We start from the raw sequence: 18,763 nt of genomic DNA on the forward strand, positions 1-18,763 counted from the left end.
GGTCCGGTGAACCCGGTGCGCATGTCTCACCCGGTGCGACGGTCGGGAGAGGCAGAGGGAGCTCGGGTTGCTGTTGCGCCGCCGTGACCTGCGAAACGCCGGAGGGTGGTGAAGTCTCCGGCGCCGCCCACGCTCCGACCGCCAGAAGGCAGCCGAGCACCACGACCAGGCCGAGCGGAAGCAGGCGCAGCAGGCGACGCCGTGGGCGGCCGGTCCCGTCCGGGCTGCCTGGACTGAGCAGGATGCGTCCGCGGACCGCCACGCGCGTGTCGGCCTCGTTGCGACTGGAGGTGAGGGTGGGGCTGCGACGGGACGTGGCCATGGCCTCAGGCCCCGACAATCCCGCGCAGGATCTCCACGGCGAGAGGTGCCAGCGCCGCCAATCCGTAGCCCCACGCAGCGTTGCGGAAGGCTGACTTCGCCTTCTCCGTTTCACCCGGGTCGCCACCGGCCAGCAGGTATCGAACACCGCCGACGGTCAGGAACACCGTCGCCAGACCCGCCAAGATCCCGACCAGCCAGTTGCGGATGTTGGTGAAGACCTGATCGACGGTGGTCGCGAGCGCGACGACGTGTGTGGCCGCCTGCGCTGGATCCATGGTTGCGCCACACAGCAGGACCGCGCTCACGGTCACGAGCGCGCCGCGGATCATCGGCCGCGCCACTGGGCGCGTGCTCGGACGTGGTGTGTGGTGAAGGGGTGGCGGGGGTGTCATGCGCATCGGCGCACCTCCGAAGTCGGCTCGTGTTCGGCGGTACGCGGAGAGCCGGGTGTGGTCTCCCCGCGCCCCAAGAGGCCGGATTTCGGGTCGTTTTTCGACACCGAGCGTGAAGATTTCTTCTGGCCCGGCTGCCTGCCGTTGCGCAGACGTCCGCTCACAGCGCGTGATGACTGCGAAGGATCCTCGACCGGAACTTCACCGGCATCGCAGGCCAATGCGGTCAGCGCCGCGTCCGCGACCGGGTCCTCGGAGCAGGGGTCCGTCGCCTGATCGCGCAGCCACGAGACGAGTCGGTCTTCGGCCCGGTCGCGGGCTTTGAACGCGGTCTTGAGCGCTGTCCCGCGGCGCTGTGCCCACTCGGTCATCGAGTCTTCGCCGAGCCGCGTCGCCGAGATCAACTCCGCTTCGGCGGGGGTGAGAATCCCTTCACCGACTGCCCGCGCGAGCACCAAGTCCGGGTGCCCGTAGGGCGGCCTCGGCGCGGTGGAGCGATAACCCGAGCCAGCGGGCAGCGGAGCGTCGAGAGACTCTTCCAATGCCGCCTGCCCGGCGCGGCGGGCCGCGAAATGCAGCCGGACCGCGATGCCCGGATCGGTCAGATCCACCGTCGTAAGCGCCTGGATGAACCCGGCGAGAACTGCAGCGTGCACGTCCGCGCGATCACCGCGATACCGCGCCGCCAGCCAACGTGCGCTCGAGGCCAGTGACGGTAGTGCCATCCCGACGCACGCCACCGTCCACGCGCCGCCTCGGGCACGGGACTGCAGCACCAGATGCGCCCAGACGTCATCGCGGGTGCGGGGCGGGCACTGCTTGCTCATCACCCGGTCCCGCAACTCGTCCAACGGCACCGGCCGCCGCGGCAACCCGGCGAACTTCGAGCCGTGCAGCGCCATCGGTTCCGGCCCGGTCACCAGCCAACCGAAGGCATCGCGTGCCGTGTCCAAGGGCAACCATTCTCTTGTCATCACCTGCTCCTGTCCGGTAGCGGAATTGCCCCGTCAGGAAGCCGGAGTGGCGACAAGAAAAGAACAAGAAAAGCTATTAAAAGATCGCTGCTGAAAGGATTCAGGCCGGCGAGTGAGCGTTGGCGGAGCACTGCCTTCGCCATGCCTATGTGGCCGCCGAACTGGGGTTTTAAGTGATCCTTAGTCTGATCGTAGTCACGCTTCTGGCCAGATAAGCAAAAAACGTCTGGTCGACATATCTGAGAAACCCAGGACCTGGACTGGTCGATTGGGTCCAGCTGGAATGCCGTCGACCAGTTTTGAAGAAGTGTCGATTTCGGTGTCGAAAAACGGGCTCGAAACCCGCCTCTTGGAGTGACCTAGCAGACCACGCCACGAGGAGGGGTAACCCATGGCATCGACACCTCACGATGAGCCGAGGCGAGGTTGGCACCGACCGCCCCAACGGCGAACGCCGACACCGGTGCACGGCAGTAACCACCGGCGCAGGGTGCGCCTCCGTCCGCCCGCTGTCGGACGCGGTCGCGCGACGCGTCTGACCACTGTCTGGCCCTTCGCCGGCGCCGAGCAGTTGCCCGGAACCGCGCTGCTCGCCGGCTGGCTTGGACGCACGATCCTCACTCTCGTCAGGACCTACACCCGTCCCGGCGACCGCGTGCTCCTTCTGACCCCGCCGACCGCGATGCGCGCATCGCGGTTCGTCTCCGACCGGACCCGCGACACCACCGTCTACGCCGGACTCGACGAAGCGGTCTGGACTGTCACCCGGCTCGGTCGCGGTGTCGACACCGCGACCGCCGCGCCGGAACACGGGCACCTCGGCGATGACAATCGTCCGGCCCCGTTTGACCGAACTGAGTCCGAGTCGCGACCCGGACTCAGGCGGCCGGAGCTCGGCCCGGTCACCGAACCGGACACCGACTCGCCGCGCCTGCGCCGGCGGACCGTGCACCGACCGCGGGGTCGATTCGACCTCATCATCACCGCTGTCGATCCGCTCTCCACCGACTGGCTCGGTCACACCGATTTGGGCGTGCTCCTCGCTCCGCGAGGACTGGCCGCCGTCATCACACACAGTGAAACTCGTGGCGGGCGCCTGCTTGATCCTCAGGCGCAGATCGTGGACACGCTGGGTAAGCGCGGGTTGAGTTGTCTCGACGCTATCGCCGTGCTCACCGCACCGGTCACCCCGGAAGCCGCCAAGCCGGTCCGCGGCGTGCTGCCGTCGCACAGGGCTCACCAGGACCTCGTGCTCTTTGGACGACTGGCGGACGCGGCCGACCGGCCGGAGGTCGCGAATGTTTGACCAGCCAGGCGGCCCGGTTCTGACGTCGGTCTGGCCGACCGGGACGGCCAGTGTCGCAACCCAGTTGAACGAGGGCGGCTACCACGACGCCACCGGCACTGACTCCGCGTTGATGGCTCCGGACATTGCCCGGTACGCCATCGAAGTCTTCACCCCGCCCGGTGGGGTGGTGCTCGATCCGGACTGCGGAGCCGGGACGACCGTCGTCGAAGCATTGCGTTGCGAGCGGCATGCGATCGGGCTCACCGGACAACGTCGATGGTGGCGCCTGGCCCGCGCGAACGTGACCGCCATGAAGGCGCGCGGTGTATTCGTCGACGGGATGGTTCTCGTCCTCGACAGACGTCCCGGCACGGCTGCCGCCGCGGCAACGGCGGGACTGACTGGCCGCATCGACCTCCTGCTGACCACCCTGCGCCGTGGCCCGGCCGGCGACCTCACGGCGGCGCTTGAGCGGCTGAACACCCTGCTGACGCAGTACCGGCACCTGGTGCGCCCAGGCGGGTATGTCGTCGTCACCTGTGCACCCGAGCGGCATCCGGCCGGGCACGAACTGCTCGACGTTCCCAGCCAGATCACGGCCATCGGCGCCGCCGTCGGGCTTGCACCGGTGGCGCGCAGTGTCGCGCTGATCGCTGACGTTCGTCAGCGCCGGGTCCGCACGCACGCCACGGCTGCCGAACGCCGCGCCGTGGCTCACGCGGAACGCGCTCTCGGCCACCCCATCGCACTGCCCGCGCACCACACCGCACTCGTGTTTCGCGCCGATCCTGAAGCCGGGAGCCGAGTGACTGCGCTTCCAGTTCCGCCACTGCTCGCTCGCCGTGGGCTGGCGCGGCTGGGTGATACGGCACGTGTCCTATCGAATGCGGCGTAGGGGTGCTCCTGATGCTCGGTGACTCTTCTAAGTATCGGAGCGAGAGACCGTCCACTGGGGACACCAGCGACATGTCCAGCCGCGGTGAGGTCGGACTCGGCCCCGGCCGAGACGGCGCCTGCTCCTTCCACTGTGATCCGTCGAGTTCTGTCGGCCGGGACGGATCGGAGGTGCCGCAGTGGGTTTGAGTATCGTTCCGGTCACCTTTCGCCAGGCGTGCGATTTCATCGCTGCGCATCACCGGCATCATCGGCCGCCGCGTGGGATGAAGTTCGCCGTGGGTGTCGCTCACGAGACCGAGCTCGTCGGTGTGGCGATCGTCGGGCGCCCGGTTGCCCGTCACCTCGATGACGGGGTGAGTGTCGAGGTGACTCGCACCTGCACGACCGGGGCCCGGAACGCCAACTCCAAGCTGTACGGAGTCTCGTGGCGCGTCGCTCGGACACTCGGGTTTCGGCGACTGATCACCTACACGCAGGACGGTGAGAGCGGCGCGAGTCTGCGCGCGGCCGGTTTCCATCCGGTCGCCGATCTTCGGCCGCGGCCGGGTTGGTCCACTGTGTCGCGACCGCGCGAGTCGCGCGGTGTCGACGGGATCCGGCGGACGCGGTGGGAGATCCGAGCGGACCGGTAGCTCACGTGATCGGGTAGGTCGTCCGATTCGCTCAGGATTGCCTTGTGCGCCAGCTGTTTCAGCTGGTACAGCTGGCGATCGGCTGACGCTACCGCGTCTCATCAGCTGATCCGTTGCTGAACCGTGCTGTGCGCATAACTGGAGGAGGTGAATGTTGTGACGGACGACAGTCCGCGTGTGAGCACTTCCGCGCTGGATTCCGTCGATGGCGGTGCGGCGTTGGCGGCTTCGATCCGGGAGCTCGCCAGCGCGGTCCGCGCCTTGGCGGAGCGCACGCCGCGCGATCCCGCTGCGCTGCTGACGGCAGAGGACGTCGGTGCGTTGCTCGGCTTGTCTCCGAGGACGTTGAAGGATCGCGCTGCGGCCGGGGTGTTTCCGCATCGCCGGTTCGGCAAGCACTACCGGTTCAGTCGGGAGGACGTCGCCGAGATCGTGCAGTTGACGAAGAGCGAGGTGCGTCCGTATCGCGGTGGCATGCGTGCGGCGTGAGCCGTCGGCCGTTCTGTTCAGTCCCGGCTGATCCGGGAGTCACCTAGGAAGAGAGTGTGTTCGACATGGCCTATGCGCAACCGACTGGCGGTAGTACGCCAGGGTGGCGTGCTCGGTTCAAACGTCCTGACGGGACGTGGGGGAGCCGAGCCGGGTTCAACTCAGAGAAGGCCGCTGAGGCGTGGGGTGTGGAGCAGGAGGCGCTGATCCGGCGCAACCTGTGGCTGGACCCGCGGGAAGCAGAGATGTTGTTCGGCGCATTCGCCGAAGAGTTCATGGACGCGGTCGGCCCGCGGCTGGAGCCGACGACATCGGCGAAGTACCGGTCCTTTCTGGACAACCATCTGCTCCCACAGTGGTCGTCCTGGCCGCTGGCCGGAATCTTCAACAGCTACGTCGAGATCGAGAAGTGGCTCTCGGAGTTGCACGAGGACTACGCCGACTCATCGGTGGCGTCGATCTTCTCGCTGTTCTCCACGATCCTCGGTGCCGCGGTCAAGGCGAGGAAGATCCCGGCGAACCCGTGCGCCGGGATCCGGGTGACCTCGGGCGAGTTCGAGGTCGAGAAGCTCGTCGCAACTCCGGTGCAGGCGCTGCGTGCGTCGATGCGTCTCTACGAGAGCGGCCTCGGCCTCGCCGGGTTCGTTCTCGGGTTGCTCGACTTCTACACCGGTTCCCGTTGGGGAGAGCTGGTCGGTCAGCAGCGGCACGAGTACGACAACGAAGCGCGGGCGATCCAGATCCGTGAGCCGTTGAAAGAGATCGGCGGCCGGCTGTTCAAAGGTGGCCGCAGGATCGACACCTCACGGCTGGCCGATCTCGGGCCGCGGCCGACTCGCCCGGTGACACCGCGACGACAGGGCGGCCGAGCGAAGAAGGGCCGGACCAAGACCCCGGCAGGTACGCGGAGCGTCGAGTTGCCGCCGAGCATCGCGGTCTTCTACGAAGAGCTGATGGACAGCCACTGCTTTCCGTTCGTGCTCTGCAGCGCAGAGGGCGCACCGTTGCGGCGGTCGAACTTCCGCAACCGCTACTGGCGCCCGGTCTGGGACGGCAGTGATGCAGAGCACACGCGGTCTGCGGAAGTGGTGCAGCCGATCCTGCCGACCTTCACCTTCCACGAGGGGCGGCATAGCCACAACACCTGGCTCGCCGAGGACGGAATCCCAGAAGTCGCTCGGCGGGCACGCCTGGGACAGAAGATGAAGGGCATCGCGAGGGTCTACGACCACGTGACTCCGTTGATGCGTCAACAGATTCTGCAAGCGCTGGAGACCCGGTGGATCGGGTCGCTTGTCGCGCTCACCCCGAGTGAGCGGACGAAGCTGGGGGAGTGGTTCCCGCACCTGCACGCCACGTTCCGTGATGGGCAGCTGGAGACGGCTCCGAAGGCCATCGCCTTTTCATCGCCTTTTTACGACTGAAGCCCCGCCCCTCCGAGGAGGAGCAGGGCTTCTGACCTGCGAAAACAGATTGTGCGCGATACTGGGATTGAACCAGTGACCTCTTCCGTGTCAGGGAAGCGCTCTCCCGCTGAGCTAATCGCGCGAGGTGGAGACGGGATTCGAACCCGTGTACACGGCTTTGCAGGCCGTTGCCTCGCCTCTCGGCCACTCCACCGTGTCAGGCCCGAGAGGGCCTTCCGAGCGGATGACGGGATTCGAACCCGCGACCCTCACCTTGGCAAGGTGATGCGCTACCAGCTGCGCTACATCCGCACATCCTCGGTCTGGATGGGAGTTCAGAGCCTCGCGGTTCTGTCTCTCACCCCGTCGCCGTGGTGTGTGTGAACACTATCCGATCCCGAAAACGGCTCCGCAACCGGGGTGCCACTTGCTGTTCGCAAGGCCGTCATCAGGCCAGATCGTTGGGAATCAGGTGCGTCAGGGCGTCGTCGACGTCGACCCACAGGTGCTCGTTGCCCGGGAGCACGACGTCGTAGGTCCGGTCGAGGAAGTCGGCCAGCTCCTGAGCGGACGCCTCGAACATGGCGTGCCCGGACGGCGAGTTCAGTTCGATGAGGACGGACTCGGGGTCTTCGACGGAGGGGCGAATGCGTACGTCGCCGTCGCCCGCGTCGGCCAGGAGGCCGTCGGCGAGGAGATCGCGCGCGTAGACCCACTCGACCCAGCCGGCGCGGCCGGTGCGGAAGGCGGCCACGACCGCGTACGGGTCGCGAGTGTCGTATCGCAGTTCCACCTTGACCGGAACCGCGGGGGTCCGCGGCGCCAGGAGGTCGAACACCGCCGTCGAGCGGAGCGTCACGTGATCGTTGCGCATCGTCCTACCCTTCGTCTCCTTCCCGGCCCGGTCGAACCGAGTGGCGATGATGTGACGTATCGGCCGGCTGATCGGAACGCGGTTTTGCCGCAGATCACCCGGACGGGGTCATCGGACCCCGGGTCCATGCTCCGTCACCCCATCATCACCCGCGCGACGCGCAGCCCTCCATGCGCCCTGCAGGCAGTCCACATGTACATACTGCGCGGTTTAGTCGTCACGCGATAGCACCGTCGCACGAATGTCGAAACGCGTCGCGGGCGGCCCCCGGCCGTGACAACCCCGACTAGCTCGTGGTTGTTCGCTCCGTATTTGCTGGTGAGCGGAGTGTGGTCGGAGGGAACCACCCGTTTGCAGGCCCCCTAAAGTCGTGGGGTAGAGTCTGCCGGACACCGCGAGCGGGCGATTAGCTCAGCGGGAGAGCGCTTCGTTCACACCGAAGAGGTCACTGGTTCGATCCCAGTATCGCCCACCGGATGAAGGCCCTGGACCATCGGTCCGGGGCCTTGATTCATTCTCGGCCACTGTCGGCGGTGAGCCGTCCGGAGGCATTCGATCCCCAGGTCGGACGCGGGTTGTGTGGGGGCGGTACTTCTGCCGTCGCGGGCGGACCGGCCAGTGCGGGCGAATCCACTCGGGGCGATCGCGAGCGCGGGGTGCCGCCGGTTCGAAGATCCCCGAAGCCCATCCCTCCGGCCGGTGTGGACATTCGCCGGAGATCTCGTGTCGCGACGCGAAAATGTCACATGATCCGATCATTGAGACTTCTTTGTGATCCTCGGCACGAAACGTCCGTGCAAAGGTCCAGACCATGAAGAAAGTGATGTGGGGCATGGTCGGACGGGCTCACTCGTCCGGCTCCGGCCGGGGGGGTCGCCGTGACGCTGACGTGATGTGACGAAACGCCACGCCGGTGACCGATTGACAAGGTAGGTCGGCGCGCGGTGGGCGCACCCGGCGGGCCGTGGTCCTCGCGGGGTGTGAAATCCACAGTGGACCGGCCGGAGATCGACTTGCGCGAACCGTCCACTGTGGAGTTTTCCGGGCTGTTCGGCCGATCGGGGAACCGGTGCTCCAAGTGGCCGCGAGTCGTGGGAATTCGTGACTACTTTGAGTAGTTGTTCGGAGGATACGGTCTATTACGCATCGTCATCATCTTGTTATCAACACGGCATTCATTTGCCGGATGCTCGCCCAGGGTGTGGCTGGAAATCCTTGTAACGATGGCCGGAGAGTGGCCGATACCTTGGCGTGTGTCGCCCCATCGGCCGCTGAGAGAGCTTGAGAATTGATCACTCTTCGAGATCAGTCTCATTTACTCAGCGTGTTGATCCGGCGTTCGGGAATTCCCACTCCGGGAGGTCTGATGGAAGAGTCGGTGCGGCCGTCGTCCACCGTCAACGGGACGCCGCAGCACATCGACCTCCAGTCGATTCCGCTTCCCCCGCAAAGGGGCGCGGGCGATGCCGCCGCGGTCGACACCACGTCGGCGCGGCCCCCTTACGCGGCTTGGGAATCGCGCTACCGCGCCTGGGTCATCGGTAGTGACGTTTTCACCGCGTTCGTGCTCATCGTGATGAGCGCCTTCTTGATCGATCGATCCGATCCGCACGACATGCACGCGCTCGGTACCGCCGCGGCCTTCCTGTTCGGGTTGTCGGTCTGCCGTGCCTGGAGTCCGCGTGTGCTGGGCGAGGGTGCGGAGGAGTACCGGACGCTGGGGCGCGGCCTCGTGGCCACCGCCGTCCTCGTCGCGTTGGGCGGCCTGCTCTTCGGCGCGCTCGCCGTGCAGCCGTGGGTCTTCATCGTCGTCCCGATGATCTCGGTCTTCATGTTCCTGCAGCGGTACGCGCTGAGACAGGTGCTGCACCGGCGCAGGCGGCTCGGTGAATGCCTGCTGCCCGTGCTCGCGGCCGGAAGTCCCGACACGGTCGCCGACCTGATCGCCCGCACCAAGGCCGATCCCCATGTCGGCTGGCGGGTGGAAGCCGTCTGCACGTATTCCGGCGCCGGCGCGGAGCGGGGGAGCGGCGAAGTGGAAGGCGTCCCGGTCGTCGGGAAGCTCGACGACCTCGCGGGCCACGTCCGCCGCGGCGGCTACCGGGTGGTCGCCGTGACTGCCGATCAGCACTGGAACCCGAAACGCCTCCAGCGGCTCGCCTGGGACCTCGAAGGAACCTCGGCCGAGATGGTGGTCGCGCCGATGCTGATGGAGGTCGCCGGGCCCCGGCTGAACGTCTCCGGTGTGCTCGGCATGCCGTTGCTGCGGGTGACCGCGCCGATGTTCACCGGCGGCCGCCGTCTGGTCAAGGAAGCGCTCGACCGGCTCGGCTCCGCCCTGCTCCTTACCCTGTTTTCCCCGTTGCTGCTGGCGATCGCGGTCGCGATCAAACTCGACGACCACGGCCCGGTGATCTACCGGCAGCGTCGCGTCGGCCGCGACGGGCACACCTTCACGATGCTGAAGTTCCGCACGATGGTCACGAACGCCGACAAGCTCAAGCAGGATCTCCAGTCGGACAACGAAGGCGCGGGCCCGTTGTTCAAGATGCGCAAGGACCCGCGGGTGACGCGGGTCGGCGGCCTTCTCCGCCGGTACTCTCTCGACGAGCTGCCGCAGTTGCTCAACGTCGTGAGCGGGCGGATGTCGCTCGTCGGCCCGCGTCCGCCGCTGCCCGAGGAGACCGCGAAGTACGCTCCCGACGCGCGTCGCCGTCTCCTGGTGAAGCCGGGGCTGACCGGCCTCTGGCAGGTCAGTGGCCGCAGCGACCTCAGCTGGGCCGAGAGCATCCGCCTCGACCTGCGTTACGTCGAGGACTGGTCGCTGGCCCTCGACCTGGTGATCCTCTGGAAGACCTTCCGCGCGGTGGTGCAGGGACGAGGTGCCTACTGACGCTTTCCTGTGACCGGACCCACACGCAGAGATAGTTGAGCGAGAAATAGTTCAGCGCTCAACTAGGTTGGGACGGGTACAGGACGCGTACGGAAGGAAGATCCACCCATGACCACCAGCGTTGAGCCGACCGAAGCCTTGAGCCTCCCGCAGGACGTTCAGGACCTGCTGTTCCGCGAGGCCCGCACCGCGAACAACTTCAGCGACGAGCCGGTGACCGACGAGCAGATCCGCGCGATCTACGAGCTGGTCAAATGGGCCCCGACGTCGATGAACAACCAGCCGCTGCGCGCGCTGGTGATCCGCACCGAAGAGGGCAAGAAGCGGCTGTCCCCGCTGATGTCCGAGGGCAACCGCGCCAAGACCGAGGCCGCGCCGGTGACCGTCGTGCTGGCCGCCGACACCGAGTTCCACGAGAACCTGCCGCGCACCTTCCCGCACTTCCCGGGCGCGAAGGACCTGTTCGCCGACGAGGCGGGCCGCGTCGAGACCGCCAAGCTCAACGCGCTGCTGCAGGTCGGTTACTTCATCATCGGCGTCCGCGCCGCCGGGCTGGCCGCCGGCCCGATGACCGGCTTCGACGCCGAGGGCATCGACAAGGAGTTCTTCGCGGACAAGCCGTGGAAGTCCCTCGTCGTGATCAACGTCGGCAAGCCGGGCGAGAACCCCTGGTTCGACCGCCTGCCGCGGCTGGACTTCGACGAGGTCGTCGAGACCGTCTGACCTCGTTCCTCGATACGCGAAGGCCTTCTTCCGATGGGAAGGAGGCCTTCGTGGTGTTAGGGGTAATGCGCGTGAGCCGCGCCGCACCTGACGACTAACATCACGGGAACCATCCGCTTTAACCGCGAGGAGTCCACCGTGTCCCAGCCGTCGTCAGTAGCAGCCGCAACCGCCCCGCGCGTGGTGGTACCGGCGGGCACTACGGCGGGCACCGCGGTCCGCGAAGCCGGGCTGCCGACCAAGGGACCGGACACGATCGTCGTCGTGCGCGACGCCGAGGGGAACCTCCGCGACCTCTCCTGGGCCCCGGAAGCCGAAGCCGAGGTCGAAGCCGTCGCGGCGAACACCGAGGACGGCCGCAGCGTCATCCGCCACTCGGCCGCCCACGTGCTCGCCCAGGCCGTGCAGCAGCAGTTCCCGCAGGCCAAACTGGGCATCGGCCCGCCGGTCAAGGACGGCTTCTACTACGACTTCGCCGTCGACACCCCGTTCACCCCGGAAGACCTGCAGGCGCTCGAGAAGCGCATGAAGCAGATCGTGAAGGGCGCGCAGCAGTTCTCCCGCCGCGTCTTCGACTCGGTCGACGAGGCCAAGAAGGAACTGGCCGACGAGCCGTTCAAGCTGGAACTCGTCGACATCAAGTCCGATGTGGACACCTCCGAGGTGATGGAGGTCGGCGGCGGCGAGCTGACCATCTACGACAACCTCGACCCGCGCACCAAGGAGCGCGTGTGGAGCGACCTCTGCCGCGGCCCGCACGTGCCGACCACCAAGTTCATCCCGGCGTTCAAGCTCACCCGGGTCGCCGCCGCCTACTGGCGCGGTGACGACAAGAACCCGCAGCTGCAGCGGATCTACGGCACCGCGTGGGAATCCGCCGAGGCCCAGGACGTCTACCTGGAGCGCCTGGCCGAGGCCGAGCGGCGCGATCACCGCAAGCTCGGTGTCGAGCTGGACCTGTTCTCCTTCCCCGACGAGATCGGCTCGGGGCTGCCGGTGTTCCACCCCAAGGGCGGGATCATCCGGCAGGAGATGGAGAACTACTCGCGCCAGCGGCACGTCGAGGCCGGGTACGACTTCGTCTACTCGCCGCACATCACCAAGGGCGCGCTGTTCGAGACCTCCGGTCACCTCGACTGGTACCGCGACGGCATGTACCCGGCGATGCATCTCGACGCCGAGCACAACGAGGACGGTTCGGTCCGCAAACCCGGCCAGGACTACTACCTCAAGCCGATGAACTGCCCGTTCCACGACCTGATCTTCCGTTCGCGCGGGCGTTCCTACCGGGAACTGCCGCTGCGGATGTTCGAGTTCGGTTCCGTGTACCGCTACGAGAAGTCCGGCGTGATCCACGGCCTGACCCGCGTGCGCGGCATGACGCAGGACGACGCGCACATCTTCTGCACCCTGGAGCAGGTCCCCGGTGAGCTGAAGTCCCTTTTGGACTTCGTGCTGAACCTGTTGCGCGACTACGGTCTCGACGATTTCTACCTCGAACTGTCCACTCGGAACGACGAGAAGTACATCGGTTCGGACGAGGTGTGGGACGAGGCGACCGAGGTGCTCCGCGCCGCCGCCGTGGACTCCGGGCTGGAACTGGTGCCGGATCCGGGTGGCGCCGCGTTCTACGGGCCCAAGATCTCCGTGCAGGCGAAGGACGCGCTGGGCCGCACCTGGCAGATGTCGACCATCCAGCTGGACTTCATGCTGCCCGAGAAGTTCGAACTGGAGTACACCGCGGGCGACGGCAGCCGTCAGCGTCCGGTGATGATCCACCGCGCGCTGTTCGGCTCGATCGAGCGGTTCTTCGGCGTGCTGACCGAGCACTACGCGGGCGCGTTCCCGGCGTGGCTGTCGCCGGTCCAGGTGGTCGGCATCCCGATCACCGAGGACCAGGTCGAGCACCTGCGCGGGGTCGAGAAGGCGCTGCGGGCCAAGGGGATCCGGGTCGACGTAGACGCGAGCGGCGACCGGATGCAGAAGAAGATCCGCACCCACACCACGCAGAAGGTGCCCTTCATGCTCCTGGCGGGCGCGAAGGACGTCGAGGCGGGCGCGGTGTCGTTCCGGTTCCGCGACGGCGGCCAGATCAACGGCGTCTCGGTGGACGACGCGGTCGAGGCGATCGCCGGCTGGGTCCAGCGCCGTGAGAACGCTTCGCCGACCGTGGCGGGCTTGGAGGCGGTACTCCGGTGACGGGCCTCGATGGCCCTGACGTCGTCGGACAGGACGGCGTGGGGGTCCCGGACGCGTTGCAGCGTCTGTGGACCCCGCATCGGCTCGCCTACGTGCAGGGGGCGAAGCGGCCCGACGAGGGGTGCCCGTTCTGCCATCTCCCCGAGAAGAGTGACGAGGACGCGCTGATCCTCGCGCGCGGGAAGACGGTGTACGCGGTGCTGAACCTGTACCCGTACAACCCCGGTCACCTGATGGCCGTGCCGTACCGCCATGTCGCGGACTACACGGACCTGACGCCGGAGGAGACCGTCGAGGTGGCGGAGTTCACCCAGCACGCGATGCGGGTGATCCGGGAGGTGTCGTCGGCGCACGGGTTCAACATCGGGATGAACCAGGGCGTGATCGCCGGTGCGGGCATCGCCGCGCATCTGCATCAGCACGTGGTGCCGAGGTGGGGCGGCGACGCGAACTTCATGCCCGTGATCGGGCACACGAAGGTGTTGCCGCAGTTGCTGGGGGAGACGCGGCAGCTGCTGGCGGACGCCTGGTAGTCACCCGGCCGGTGGCTGATGTCATGAAAGGGTCGTTCAGGACGAAAAACGTCTTGAACGACCCTTTCATGACACTCGGGGGCCTCAGGCGTTGAGCGCGGCCTGCAGCTCGATGTCGATCTTGACCTTCTCGGACAGGAAGGCGTTGCCCTCCGGGCCGATGCCGAAGTCGCGGCGGTTCACCGTGGCGGAGGCCGAGACGCCGAGGGTGGTGGCGTTGTCGTTGGCCGGGTTGGTGCCGATGCCGTTGAACTCCGCCTCGAGCGAGACCGGGACGGTCTTGCCGCGCCAGGTGAGCTCGCCGTCGATGACGTAGTCGCCGCCGTCCTCGCGGATGCCGGTCGAGCGGAAGGTGATGACCGGGTGCTCGTCGACGTGGAAGAAGTCCTCGGACTTGAGGTGCGTGTCACGACCGTCGACGCCGCTGGCGACCGACGAGGCGTCGATCTCGACGGTGACCGACGAGTCGAGGATGTTGTCGGCGGTGACGACCTCACCGGTGAAGGCGGTGAAGTTGCCCCGGGACTTCGCCAGGCCGAGGTGCTTCACGGTGTAGGCGATGTCGGAGTGGGCGGTGTCGATCGTCCACTTGCCTGCGACGTAGCCCGGGATCTCGGTGGTGGTCATGTGAGTCGATCTCCAAAAAGTCTGTGTGCGTTCGTGGTGAACCCTCGTCTGGTTGAGCGCTCAACAACGACTGTAGCGCAATTTGGTTGAGCGCTCAACCAGGGGTAGAATGGGTGTCATGTCCGAACCCCGATGGCTCTCCGACGAGGAGCAAAAAGTCTGGCGCGACTTCTCCGCGGCCACGCGGATGCTGCAAGCGCACCTGGAGGGCCAGCTTCAGCACGAGGCGGGCATGCCTCACACCTACTACGAAGTGCTCGTCGCCCTTTCCGAGGCGCCGGAGCGGCGGCTGCGGATGAGCGAGCTCGCCGACGCGCGCAAGGCGTCGCGCAGCAGGCTCTCGCACGCGGTCGCGCGCCTCGAGGCGAACGGCTGGGTGCGCCGTGAGTCCTGTCCCACCGACAAACGCGGTTCCTGGGCGGTGCTCACCGCCGACGGTTTCGCCGCGCTGGAGGAAGCCGCGCCGGGGCACGTCGAGGCTGTCCGCGAGAGCCTCTTCGACCCGCTGACCCCCGAACAGGTGAAGGCGCTCGGCGAGATCAGCGCCGCCGTACTGGCGCGGCTGTCGCCGAAATGCGCCGCCGCCGAGGCGGAATTGGCGCTGCGGGAAGAGAGTCTCGCGGACCTCGCCGGCTCGGCCGAACTGGCCAAAGCGGACTGACCTGGAGCCGGTCCAGGGGCGGGCGCGACGACGAGTGTCGGTGCGGGTGGATAGGCTTCGGGCGGCCACCCGACCCTGCTGCTTTAGGTGCACCTGAAGAACCGATGCTCAACATTTTCGCGCGCGCCTCCGTTTCCCGCGTCACCGACCCGATGGGGAAGGTGCTCGTGCGCGCCGGTCTGACCCCCAACGCGATGACCGTCATCGGCACGGCCGGGGCGGTGCTGTGCGCGCTCGGGTTCTTTCCCAACGACATGCTGCTGTGGGGCACCTTCACCGTTTGGGGCTTCGCGATGCTGGACCTGCTGGACGGCGCGATGGCCCGCGCCCGCGGGTACGGCACGGCGTTCGGGGCCGTCCTCGACGCGACCTGCGACAGGCTGGTCGACGGCGCGTTGTTCGCCGCGATCGCCTGGTGGTGCTTCGTCCACGACGACAACCGCCCGGCCGCGGCCGCCGCGCTGATCTGCCTGGTGCTCGCGCAGGTCATCTCGTACGTCAAGGCCCGCGCCGAGGCCTCCGGGCTGGAGGCGGACGGCGGCCTCGTCGAACGCGCGGAACGCCTGATCATCGCCCTCGTGGGAACCGGACTGCACGGTCTGGGCGTTCCGTACACCGTGGACATCACGCTCTGGCTCCTCGCGGTGCTTTCGGCGATCACCCTGCTGCAGCGGACGGCCGCGGTGGCCAAGGCGGCGAGGGCCGCCAAGGCGGCGGGGCCACCCGCCGCGGAGGGCGGGGCATGAGCGGGTTCTCCCAGCGGCTCGGTGACCTCGGCTACGCGACGGGCTGGCGGCTCGCGCGGTGGCTGCCGGAGTCGATGGGCTCGGTGACCTTCGGGCTGGGCGCCGATCTGGCCGTCCGGCGGGACGGCGGCGGGGTGCGCCAGCTTCGGCGCAACCTCGCCAGGGTCGTGCCGCAAGCGGACGGTGTCGAACTCGACGAACTGACCCGCCGCGCGATGCGGTCGTACGCCCGCTACTGGCACGAGATGTTCCGGCTGCCCTCGATGGACCACAAGGAGGTCAGCCGCAAGGTCGCCCAGTCGATCACCGGCGTGGAGAACCTCGACGCCGCCCTCGCCGAGGGCAACGGCGCGGTGATGGCGCTGCCGCACAGCGGCAACTGGGACGCCGCCGGCGTCTGGCTCGCCGACTATCTCGGCGGCTTCACCACGGTCGCGGAGCGGCTGAAACCCGAGTCGCTGTACCAGCGGTTCGTGTCCTACCGGGAATCGCTCGGTTTCGAGATCGTCCCGCTGACCGGCGACAGCTCCGCGATGCGCGTGCTGCTCAAGCGGCTGCGGGAGAACAAGGCGATCTGCCTGGTGGGGGACCGGGACCTGACGAACTCCGGCGTGCCGGTCAAGTTCTTCGGCGAGCAGACCAAGATGCCGGGCGGGCCCGCGCGGCTGGCCGCCACCACCGGCGCCGCGCTGATCCCGGCCGGCTGCTGGTTCACCGAGGACGGCTGGCAGATCCGCCTGCACCCGCGGATCCGGGTCACGAACCGGTCCGAGGTCCCGGCGGCCACCCAGGCGCTGGCGGACATCTTCGCCGGGGACATCGCCGCGCATCCGGCCGACTGGCACATGATGCAGAAGTTCTGGCTCTCCGATTTCGAAGCCGGGGAACAAGCCGAACCCGGCGAAGCGAGCTGAGCGGATGGCTCAGTCGCGGGTCATGAAGATCGGGATCGTCTGCCCGTATTCGTTCGACGTGCCGGGCGGCGTGCAGGGACACGTCATCGATCTCGCGAAGGCGCTGCTGGCGCGCGGGCACCAGGTCTCGGTGCTCGCACCGGCGGACGAGGACTCCGACGTCCCGGATTTCGTGGTCCCCGCCGGGAAAGCGCTCGGCATCCCGTACAACGGCTCGGTCGCACGCCTGCAGTTCGGCCCGGTGTCCTACGCCCGCGTGCGGCGATGGATCCGCGACGGCGACTTCGACGTCCTGCACCTGCACGAGCCCGCCGCGCCGAGTCTTTCCTTGCTGGCGCTGAAGGTCGCGGACGGTCCGATCGTGGCGACCTTCCACACCGCGACGACGCGTTCGCGCACACTGGCGGCGTTCCAGCCGGTGCTGCGGCCGCTGCTGGAGAAGATCACCGCGCGGATCGCGGTTTCGGCGCTGGCCCGCCGGGTCCAGGTCGAGCACGCCGGGGGTGACGCGGTCGAGGTGCCCAACGGTGTCGACGTCGACTTCTTCTCCCGCGCGCTCCCGCTGGACGGCTACCCGCGAGCGGGTGGCACGGTCGGTTTCGTCGGGCGGTACACCGAGCCCCGCAAGGGGATGGGGGTGCTGCTGGAGGCGTTGCGGATGCTGCTGCCGGAGTTCGAGGAGCTGCGGCTGCTGGTCGTCGGCCGCGGCGACGCCGATCAGCTCCGGCGTGAGGCCGGGCCGGAGCTGGCGCCGCACATCGATCTGCTCGGCCAGGTCGACGACGAGACGAAGGCGCGCGCCCTGCGCAGTGTCGACGTCTACTGCGCGCCGAACACGGGCGGCGAGAGTTTCGGGATGATCCTCACCGAGGCGATGGCGGCGGGAACGCCCGTCCTGGCCAGTGGCCTGGACTCGTTCCGCCGGGTCCTCGACGACGGCAAGGCCGGGATGCTGACCGAGACCGGCGACGCGGCGGCGCTGGCCGACGGGTTGCGCGAGCTGCTCGGAGACCCGGCCCGCCGGGCGTCGCTGGCGGCGGCCGCTGGGGAGCGCGTCGCGATGTTCGACTGGTCCGTGGTCACAACGCAGGTCCTGCGGGTGTACGAGACGGCGATCGCCGCCGACCCCCGGCGGGTCGGCGCGGGCGAACGCGAGTTCAGCCGGTGACGACCTGGGTGTGGATCGGTGGTCTGGTGGCCGCGATAGTGGTGCTGGGCGGGTTGTTCCTGCTCGCGACGGCGAACCGGCTCGACCGGCTGCACATCCGCACGGACGCGGGCTGGGCGGCCCTCGACGCGGCCCTCGCGCGGCGCGCCGTCGTCGCGAGGGCGGCCGCCGCGATCTTGGGTGACGACGAGCTACGCACGCTGGGCGAACGCGCCGAGCGTGCGCCGAGGCCTGATCGCGAAGCCGAGGAAAGCGAACTGACGCTGCGGCTGGCGCGCGTCGATCGCGCGGCTCTGCCGTCGACGCTGGCCGAAGAGCTGACCGACGCCGAGCACCGCGTCGTCATCGCGCGGCGCGTGCACAACGACGCCGTCCGGGACACCCTGCATCTGAGGCGGCGCCGGAAGGTCCGGTACTTCGGCCTCGCCGGGACCGCCCGGCTTCCGGAATACTTCGAGATCGCCGAGCCCGAACTTTAGGAGGACGAACCATGAGCGATCGGCTGCTGGTGGCGGTGTTCGCGACGCCGGTCGCGTCGTTCCTCCTGCGCTATGGCAAGGATCTCGGCTACAGGGCCGTGTTGTTCGAGCCGGACGGCGCACGCGTGACGGACGTCGACCCCGGCCTGGAGGCCGTCACGACGCTGCCGGAACTCGGCGCGGACGCCGACGTCGTCGTCACCGATCACGACCGGCCCGAACTCGGCGACGTGCTCAAGGCCGTGCTGGACCGCCCGGCGCGGTGGGTCGGGGTGCTCGGCAACCCGCGCCACGCGGGCCCGCACGTCGCCGCGCTCAAGGCACTGGACGTCCCGGACCACGAGATCGCGCGCGTCCACCGCCCGGTCGGGCTGAACATCGGCTCACGCACGCCGCCCGAGATCGCCGTCGCCACCCTGGCCGGTCTGGTGGCGGACCGGAACGGGCGGCCGGGCGGCTTCGAATTCCAGTAGGCCCGCGTTTAGTCCTCTGAATGCGGTCCTTGCGCGCGCAAGGACCGCATTCAGAGGACTAAACGCGGGCG

At 68.0% G+C, this 18,763-nt stretch carries 19 protein-coding genes and 4 tRNA genes; 16 read left to right on the forward strand and 7 right to left on the reverse strand.

Features of this window, described 5'->3' with window-relative positions; genetic code table 11:
* Positions 1 to 326: 326 nt before the first annotated feature.
* The gene (locus ACSMFO_RS16540) at positions 327 to 653 is read right to left on the reverse strand and encodes a pilin (RefSeq protein WP_436459386.1); all 327 of its coding nucleotides are present in this window, start codon (positions 651 to 653) and stop codon (positions 327 to 329) included.
* Positions 654 to 712: 59 nt separating this feature from the next.
* A complete protein-coding gene (locus tag ACSMFO_RS16545; RefSeq protein ID WP_436459387.1) occupies positions 713 to 1,690 on the reverse strand; it encodes a hypothetical protein in 978 nt (325 codons plus the stop codon).
* 490 nt (positions 1,691 to 2,180) lie between these two features.
* On the opposite strand from ACSMFO_RS16545, the gene ACSMFO_RS16550 reads away from it, so the two are divergent.
* From ACSMFO_RS16550 to ACSMFO_RS16570, 5 genes are all read left to right on the forward strand, one after another.
* Entirely contained in the window at positions 2,181 to 2,996 is an 816-nt protein-coding gene (locus ACSMFO_RS16550; RefSeq protein ID WP_436459389.1) for a hypothetical protein, read from the forward strand.
* Positions 2,989 to 3,873 carry a DNA methyltransferase gene (locus ACSMFO_RS16555; protein ID WP_436459390.1) on the forward strand — a complete coding sequence of 295 codons (885 nt, stop codon included), beginning with the start codon at positions 2,989 to 2,991 and terminating at the stop codon, positions 3,871 to 3,873. The genes ACSMFO_RS16550 and ACSMFO_RS16555 overlap by 8 nt, the downstream gene beginning before the upstream one ends.
* Positions 3,874 to 4,051: 178 nt before the next feature.
* Positions 4,052 to 4,507: an XF1762 family protein gene (locus ACSMFO_RS16560; protein ID WP_436459391.1), complete on the forward strand. Its 456-nt coding sequence runs from the start codon at positions 4,052 to 4,054 to the stop codon at positions 4,505 to 4,507.
* A 177-nt stretch (positions 4,508 to 4,684) separates the two neighbouring features.
* The gene (locus ACSMFO_RS16565; protein ID WP_436459393.1) at positions 4,685 to 4,996 is read left to right on the forward strand and encodes a helix-turn-helix domain-containing protein; all 312 of its coding nucleotides are present in this window, start codon (positions 4,685 to 4,687) and stop codon (positions 4,994 to 4,996) included.
* Between the two features lie 188 nt (positions 4,997 to 5,184).
* Entirely contained in the window at positions 5,185 to 6,420 is a 1,236-nt protein-coding gene (locus ACSMFO_RS16570; protein WP_436459394.1) for a tyrosine-type recombinase/integrase, read from the forward strand.
* A 52-nt stretch (positions 6,421 to 6,472) separates the two neighbouring features.
* Here the strand turns inward: ACSMFO_RS16570 and ACSMFO_RS16575 are convergent.
* The 4 genes from ACSMFO_RS16575 to ACSMFO_RS16590 all read right to left on the reverse strand — a co-directional run bounded on the left by ACSMFO_RS16575 (position 6,473) and on the right by ACSMFO_RS16590 (position 7,276).
* Positions 6,473 to 6,544: transfer RNA gene (locus ACSMFO_RS16575), tRNA-Val, on the reverse strand.
* 1 nt (position 6,545) lies between these two features.
* Positions 6,546 to 6,616, reverse strand: a tRNA-Cys gene (locus tag ACSMFO_RS16580).
* 25 nt (positions 6,617 to 6,641) lie between these two features.
* A tRNA-Gly gene (locus tag ACSMFO_RS16585) sits at positions 6,642 to 6,714 on the reverse strand.
* Between the two features lie 136 nt (positions 6,715 to 6,850).
* Positions 6,851 to 7,276: an SsgA family sporulation/cell division regulator gene (locus ACSMFO_RS16590; protein ID WP_005159130.1), complete on the reverse strand. Its 426-nt coding sequence runs from the start codon at positions 7,274 to 7,276 to the stop codon at positions 6,851 to 6,853.
* A 400-nt stretch (positions 7,277 to 7,676) separates the two neighbouring features.
* Between ACSMFO_RS16590 and ACSMFO_RS16595 the strand changes: the two genes are divergently transcribed.
* The 5 genes from ACSMFO_RS16595 to ACSMFO_RS16615 all read left to right on the forward strand — a co-directional run bounded on the left by ACSMFO_RS16595 (position 7,677) and on the right by ACSMFO_RS16615 (position 13,624).
* Positions 7,677 to 7,748 (forward strand) — tRNA-Val (locus ACSMFO_RS16595).
* 894 nt (positions 7,749 to 8,642) lie between these two features.
* On the forward strand, positions 8,643 to 10,169 hold the full coding sequence (locus tag ACSMFO_RS16600; protein WP_436459397.1) for a sugar transferase: 1,527 nt from the start codon (positions 8,643 to 8,645) through the stop codon (positions 10,167 to 10,169).
* A gap of 108 nt (positions 10,170 to 10,277) precedes the next feature.
* Complete coding sequence (locus tag ACSMFO_RS16605; RefSeq protein ID WP_436459399.1) at positions 10,278 to 10,892, forward strand: malonic semialdehyde reductase; 615 nt, start codon at positions 10,278 to 10,280, stop codon at positions 10,890 to 10,892.
* Positions 10,893 to 11,030: 138 nt separating this feature from the next.
* Complete coding sequence (gene thrS / locus ACSMFO_RS16610) at positions 11,031 to 13,091, forward strand: threonine--tRNA ligase (protein ID WP_073843743.1); 2,061 nt, start codon at positions 11,031 to 11,033, stop codon at positions 13,089 to 13,091.
* Positions 13,088 to 13,624, forward strand: coding sequence for an HIT family protein (locus tag ACSMFO_RS16615; RefSeq protein ID WP_350584927.1), 537 nt, complete (start codon positions 13,088 to 13,090; stop codon positions 13,622 to 13,624). The genes thrS and ACSMFO_RS16615 overlap by 4 nt, the downstream gene beginning before the upstream one ends.
* Positions 13,625 to 13,708: 84 nt before the next feature.
* Here ACSMFO_RS16615 and ACSMFO_RS16620 read toward each other — a convergent pair whose 3' ends face one another.
* A complete protein-coding gene (locus ACSMFO_RS16620) occupies positions 13,709 to 14,251 on the reverse strand; it encodes a YceI family protein (RefSeq protein WP_038512463.1) in 543 nt (180 codons plus the stop codon).
* 118 nt (positions 14,252 to 14,369) lie between these two features.
* Here ACSMFO_RS16620 and ACSMFO_RS16625 point away from each other — a divergent pair, with 118 nt between their 5' ends.
* The 6 genes from ACSMFO_RS16625 (at position 14,370) to ACSMFO_RS16650 (ending at position 18,692) form a co-directional block, all read left to right on the forward strand.
* Positions 14,370 to 14,912 carry a MarR family winged helix-turn-helix transcriptional regulator gene (locus tag ACSMFO_RS16625; protein ID WP_038523217.1) on the forward strand — a complete coding sequence of 181 codons (543 nt, stop codon included), beginning with the start codon at positions 14,370 to 14,372 and terminating at the stop codon, positions 14,910 to 14,912.
* Between the two features lie 104 nt (positions 14,913 to 15,016).
* Positions 15,017 to 15,658, forward strand: a complete 642-nt coding sequence (pgsA, locus tag ACSMFO_RS16630) for a phosphatidylinositol phosphate synthase (protein WP_436459402.1) — start codon at positions 15,017 to 15,019, stop codon at positions 15,656 to 15,658.
* Complete coding sequence (locus ACSMFO_RS16635) at positions 15,655 to 16,572, forward strand: phosphatidylinositol mannoside acyltransferase (protein ID WP_038512466.1); 918 nt, start codon at positions 15,655 to 15,657, stop codon at positions 16,570 to 16,572. The genes pgsA and ACSMFO_RS16635 overlap by 4 nt, the downstream gene beginning before the upstream one ends.
* A gap of 22 nt (positions 16,573 to 16,594) precedes the next feature.
* Entirely contained in the window at positions 16,595 to 17,740 is a 1,146-nt protein-coding gene (locus ACSMFO_RS16640; protein ID WP_072030876.1) for a glycosyltransferase family 4 protein, read from the forward strand.
* Positions 17,737 to 18,219 (forward strand): NUDIX hydrolase, encoded by a 483-nt coding sequence (locus ACSMFO_RS16645; protein WP_436459404.1) that lies wholly within the window; start codon positions 17,737 to 17,739, stop codon positions 18,217 to 18,219. Before ACSMFO_RS16640 ends, ACSMFO_RS16645 begins: the two co-directional genes overlap by 4 nt.
* 11 nt (positions 18,220 to 18,230) lie before the next feature.
* The gene (locus ACSMFO_RS16650; RefSeq protein WP_436459405.1) at positions 18,231 to 18,692 is read left to right on the forward strand and encodes an XdhC family protein; all 462 of its coding nucleotides are present in this window, start codon (positions 18,231 to 18,233) and stop codon (positions 18,690 to 18,692) included.
* Positions 18,693 to 18,763 lie beyond the last annotated feature (71 nt).

This window comes from Amycolatopsis sp. w19, from assembly GCF_051373225.1.
GTDB lineage: Bacteria > Actinomycetota > Actinomycetes > Mycobacteriales > Pseudonocardiaceae > Amycolatopsis > Amycolatopsis japonica.

Excerpts from the sequence above, each read along its gene's own strand:
- ACSMFO_RS16640 (WP_072030876.1), top strand. The coding sequence starts at position 16,595 with ATGAAGATCGGGATCGTCTGCCCGTATTCGTTCGACGTGCCGGGCGGC.
- ACSMFO_RS16635 (WP_038512466.1), top strand. The coding sequence starts at position 15,655 with ATGAGCGGGTTCTCCCAGCGGCTCGGTGACCTCGGCTACGCGACGGGC.
- ACSMFO_RS16540 (WP_436459386.1), bottom strand. The coding sequence starts at position 653 with ATGATCCGCGGCGCGCTCGTGACCGTGAGCGCGGTCCTGCTGTGTGGC.
- ACSMFO_RS16555 (WP_436459390.1), top strand. The coding sequence starts at position 2,989 with ATGTTTGACCAGCCAGGCGGCCCGGTTCTGACGTCGGTCTGGCCGACC.
- ACSMFO_RS16650 (WP_436459405.1), top strand. The coding sequence starts at position 18,231 with ATGAGCGATCGGCTGCTGGTGGCGGTGTTCGCGACGCCGGTCGCGTCG.
- ACSMFO_RS16605 (WP_436459399.1), top strand. The coding sequence starts at position 10,278 with ATGACCACCAGCGTTGAGCCGACCGAAGCCTTGAGCCTCCCGCAGGAC.
- ACSMFO_RS16590 (WP_005159130.1), bottom strand. The coding sequence starts at position 7,276 with ATGCGCAACGATCACGTGACGCTCCGCTCGACGGCGGTGTTCGACCTC.
- ACSMFO_RS16625 (WP_038523217.1), top strand. The coding sequence starts at position 14,370 with ATGTCCGAACCCCGATGGCTCTCCGACGAGGAGCAAAAAGTCTGGCGC.
- ACSMFO_RS16600 (WP_436459397.1), top strand. The coding sequence starts at position 8,643 with ATGGAAGAGTCGGTGCGGCCGTCGTCCACCGTCAACGGGACGCCGCAG.
- ACSMFO_RS16545 (WP_436459387.1), bottom strand. The coding sequence starts at position 1,690 with ATGACAAGAGAATGGTTGCCCTTGGACACGGCACGCGATGCCTTCGGT.
- pgsA (WP_436459402.1), top strand. The coding sequence starts at position 15,017 with ATGCTCAACATTTTCGCGCGCGCCTCCGTTTCCCGCGTCACCGACCCG.
- ACSMFO_RS16620 (WP_038512463.1), bottom strand. The coding sequence starts at position 14,251 with ATGACCACCACCGAGATCCCGGGCTACGTCGCAGGCAAGTGGACGATC.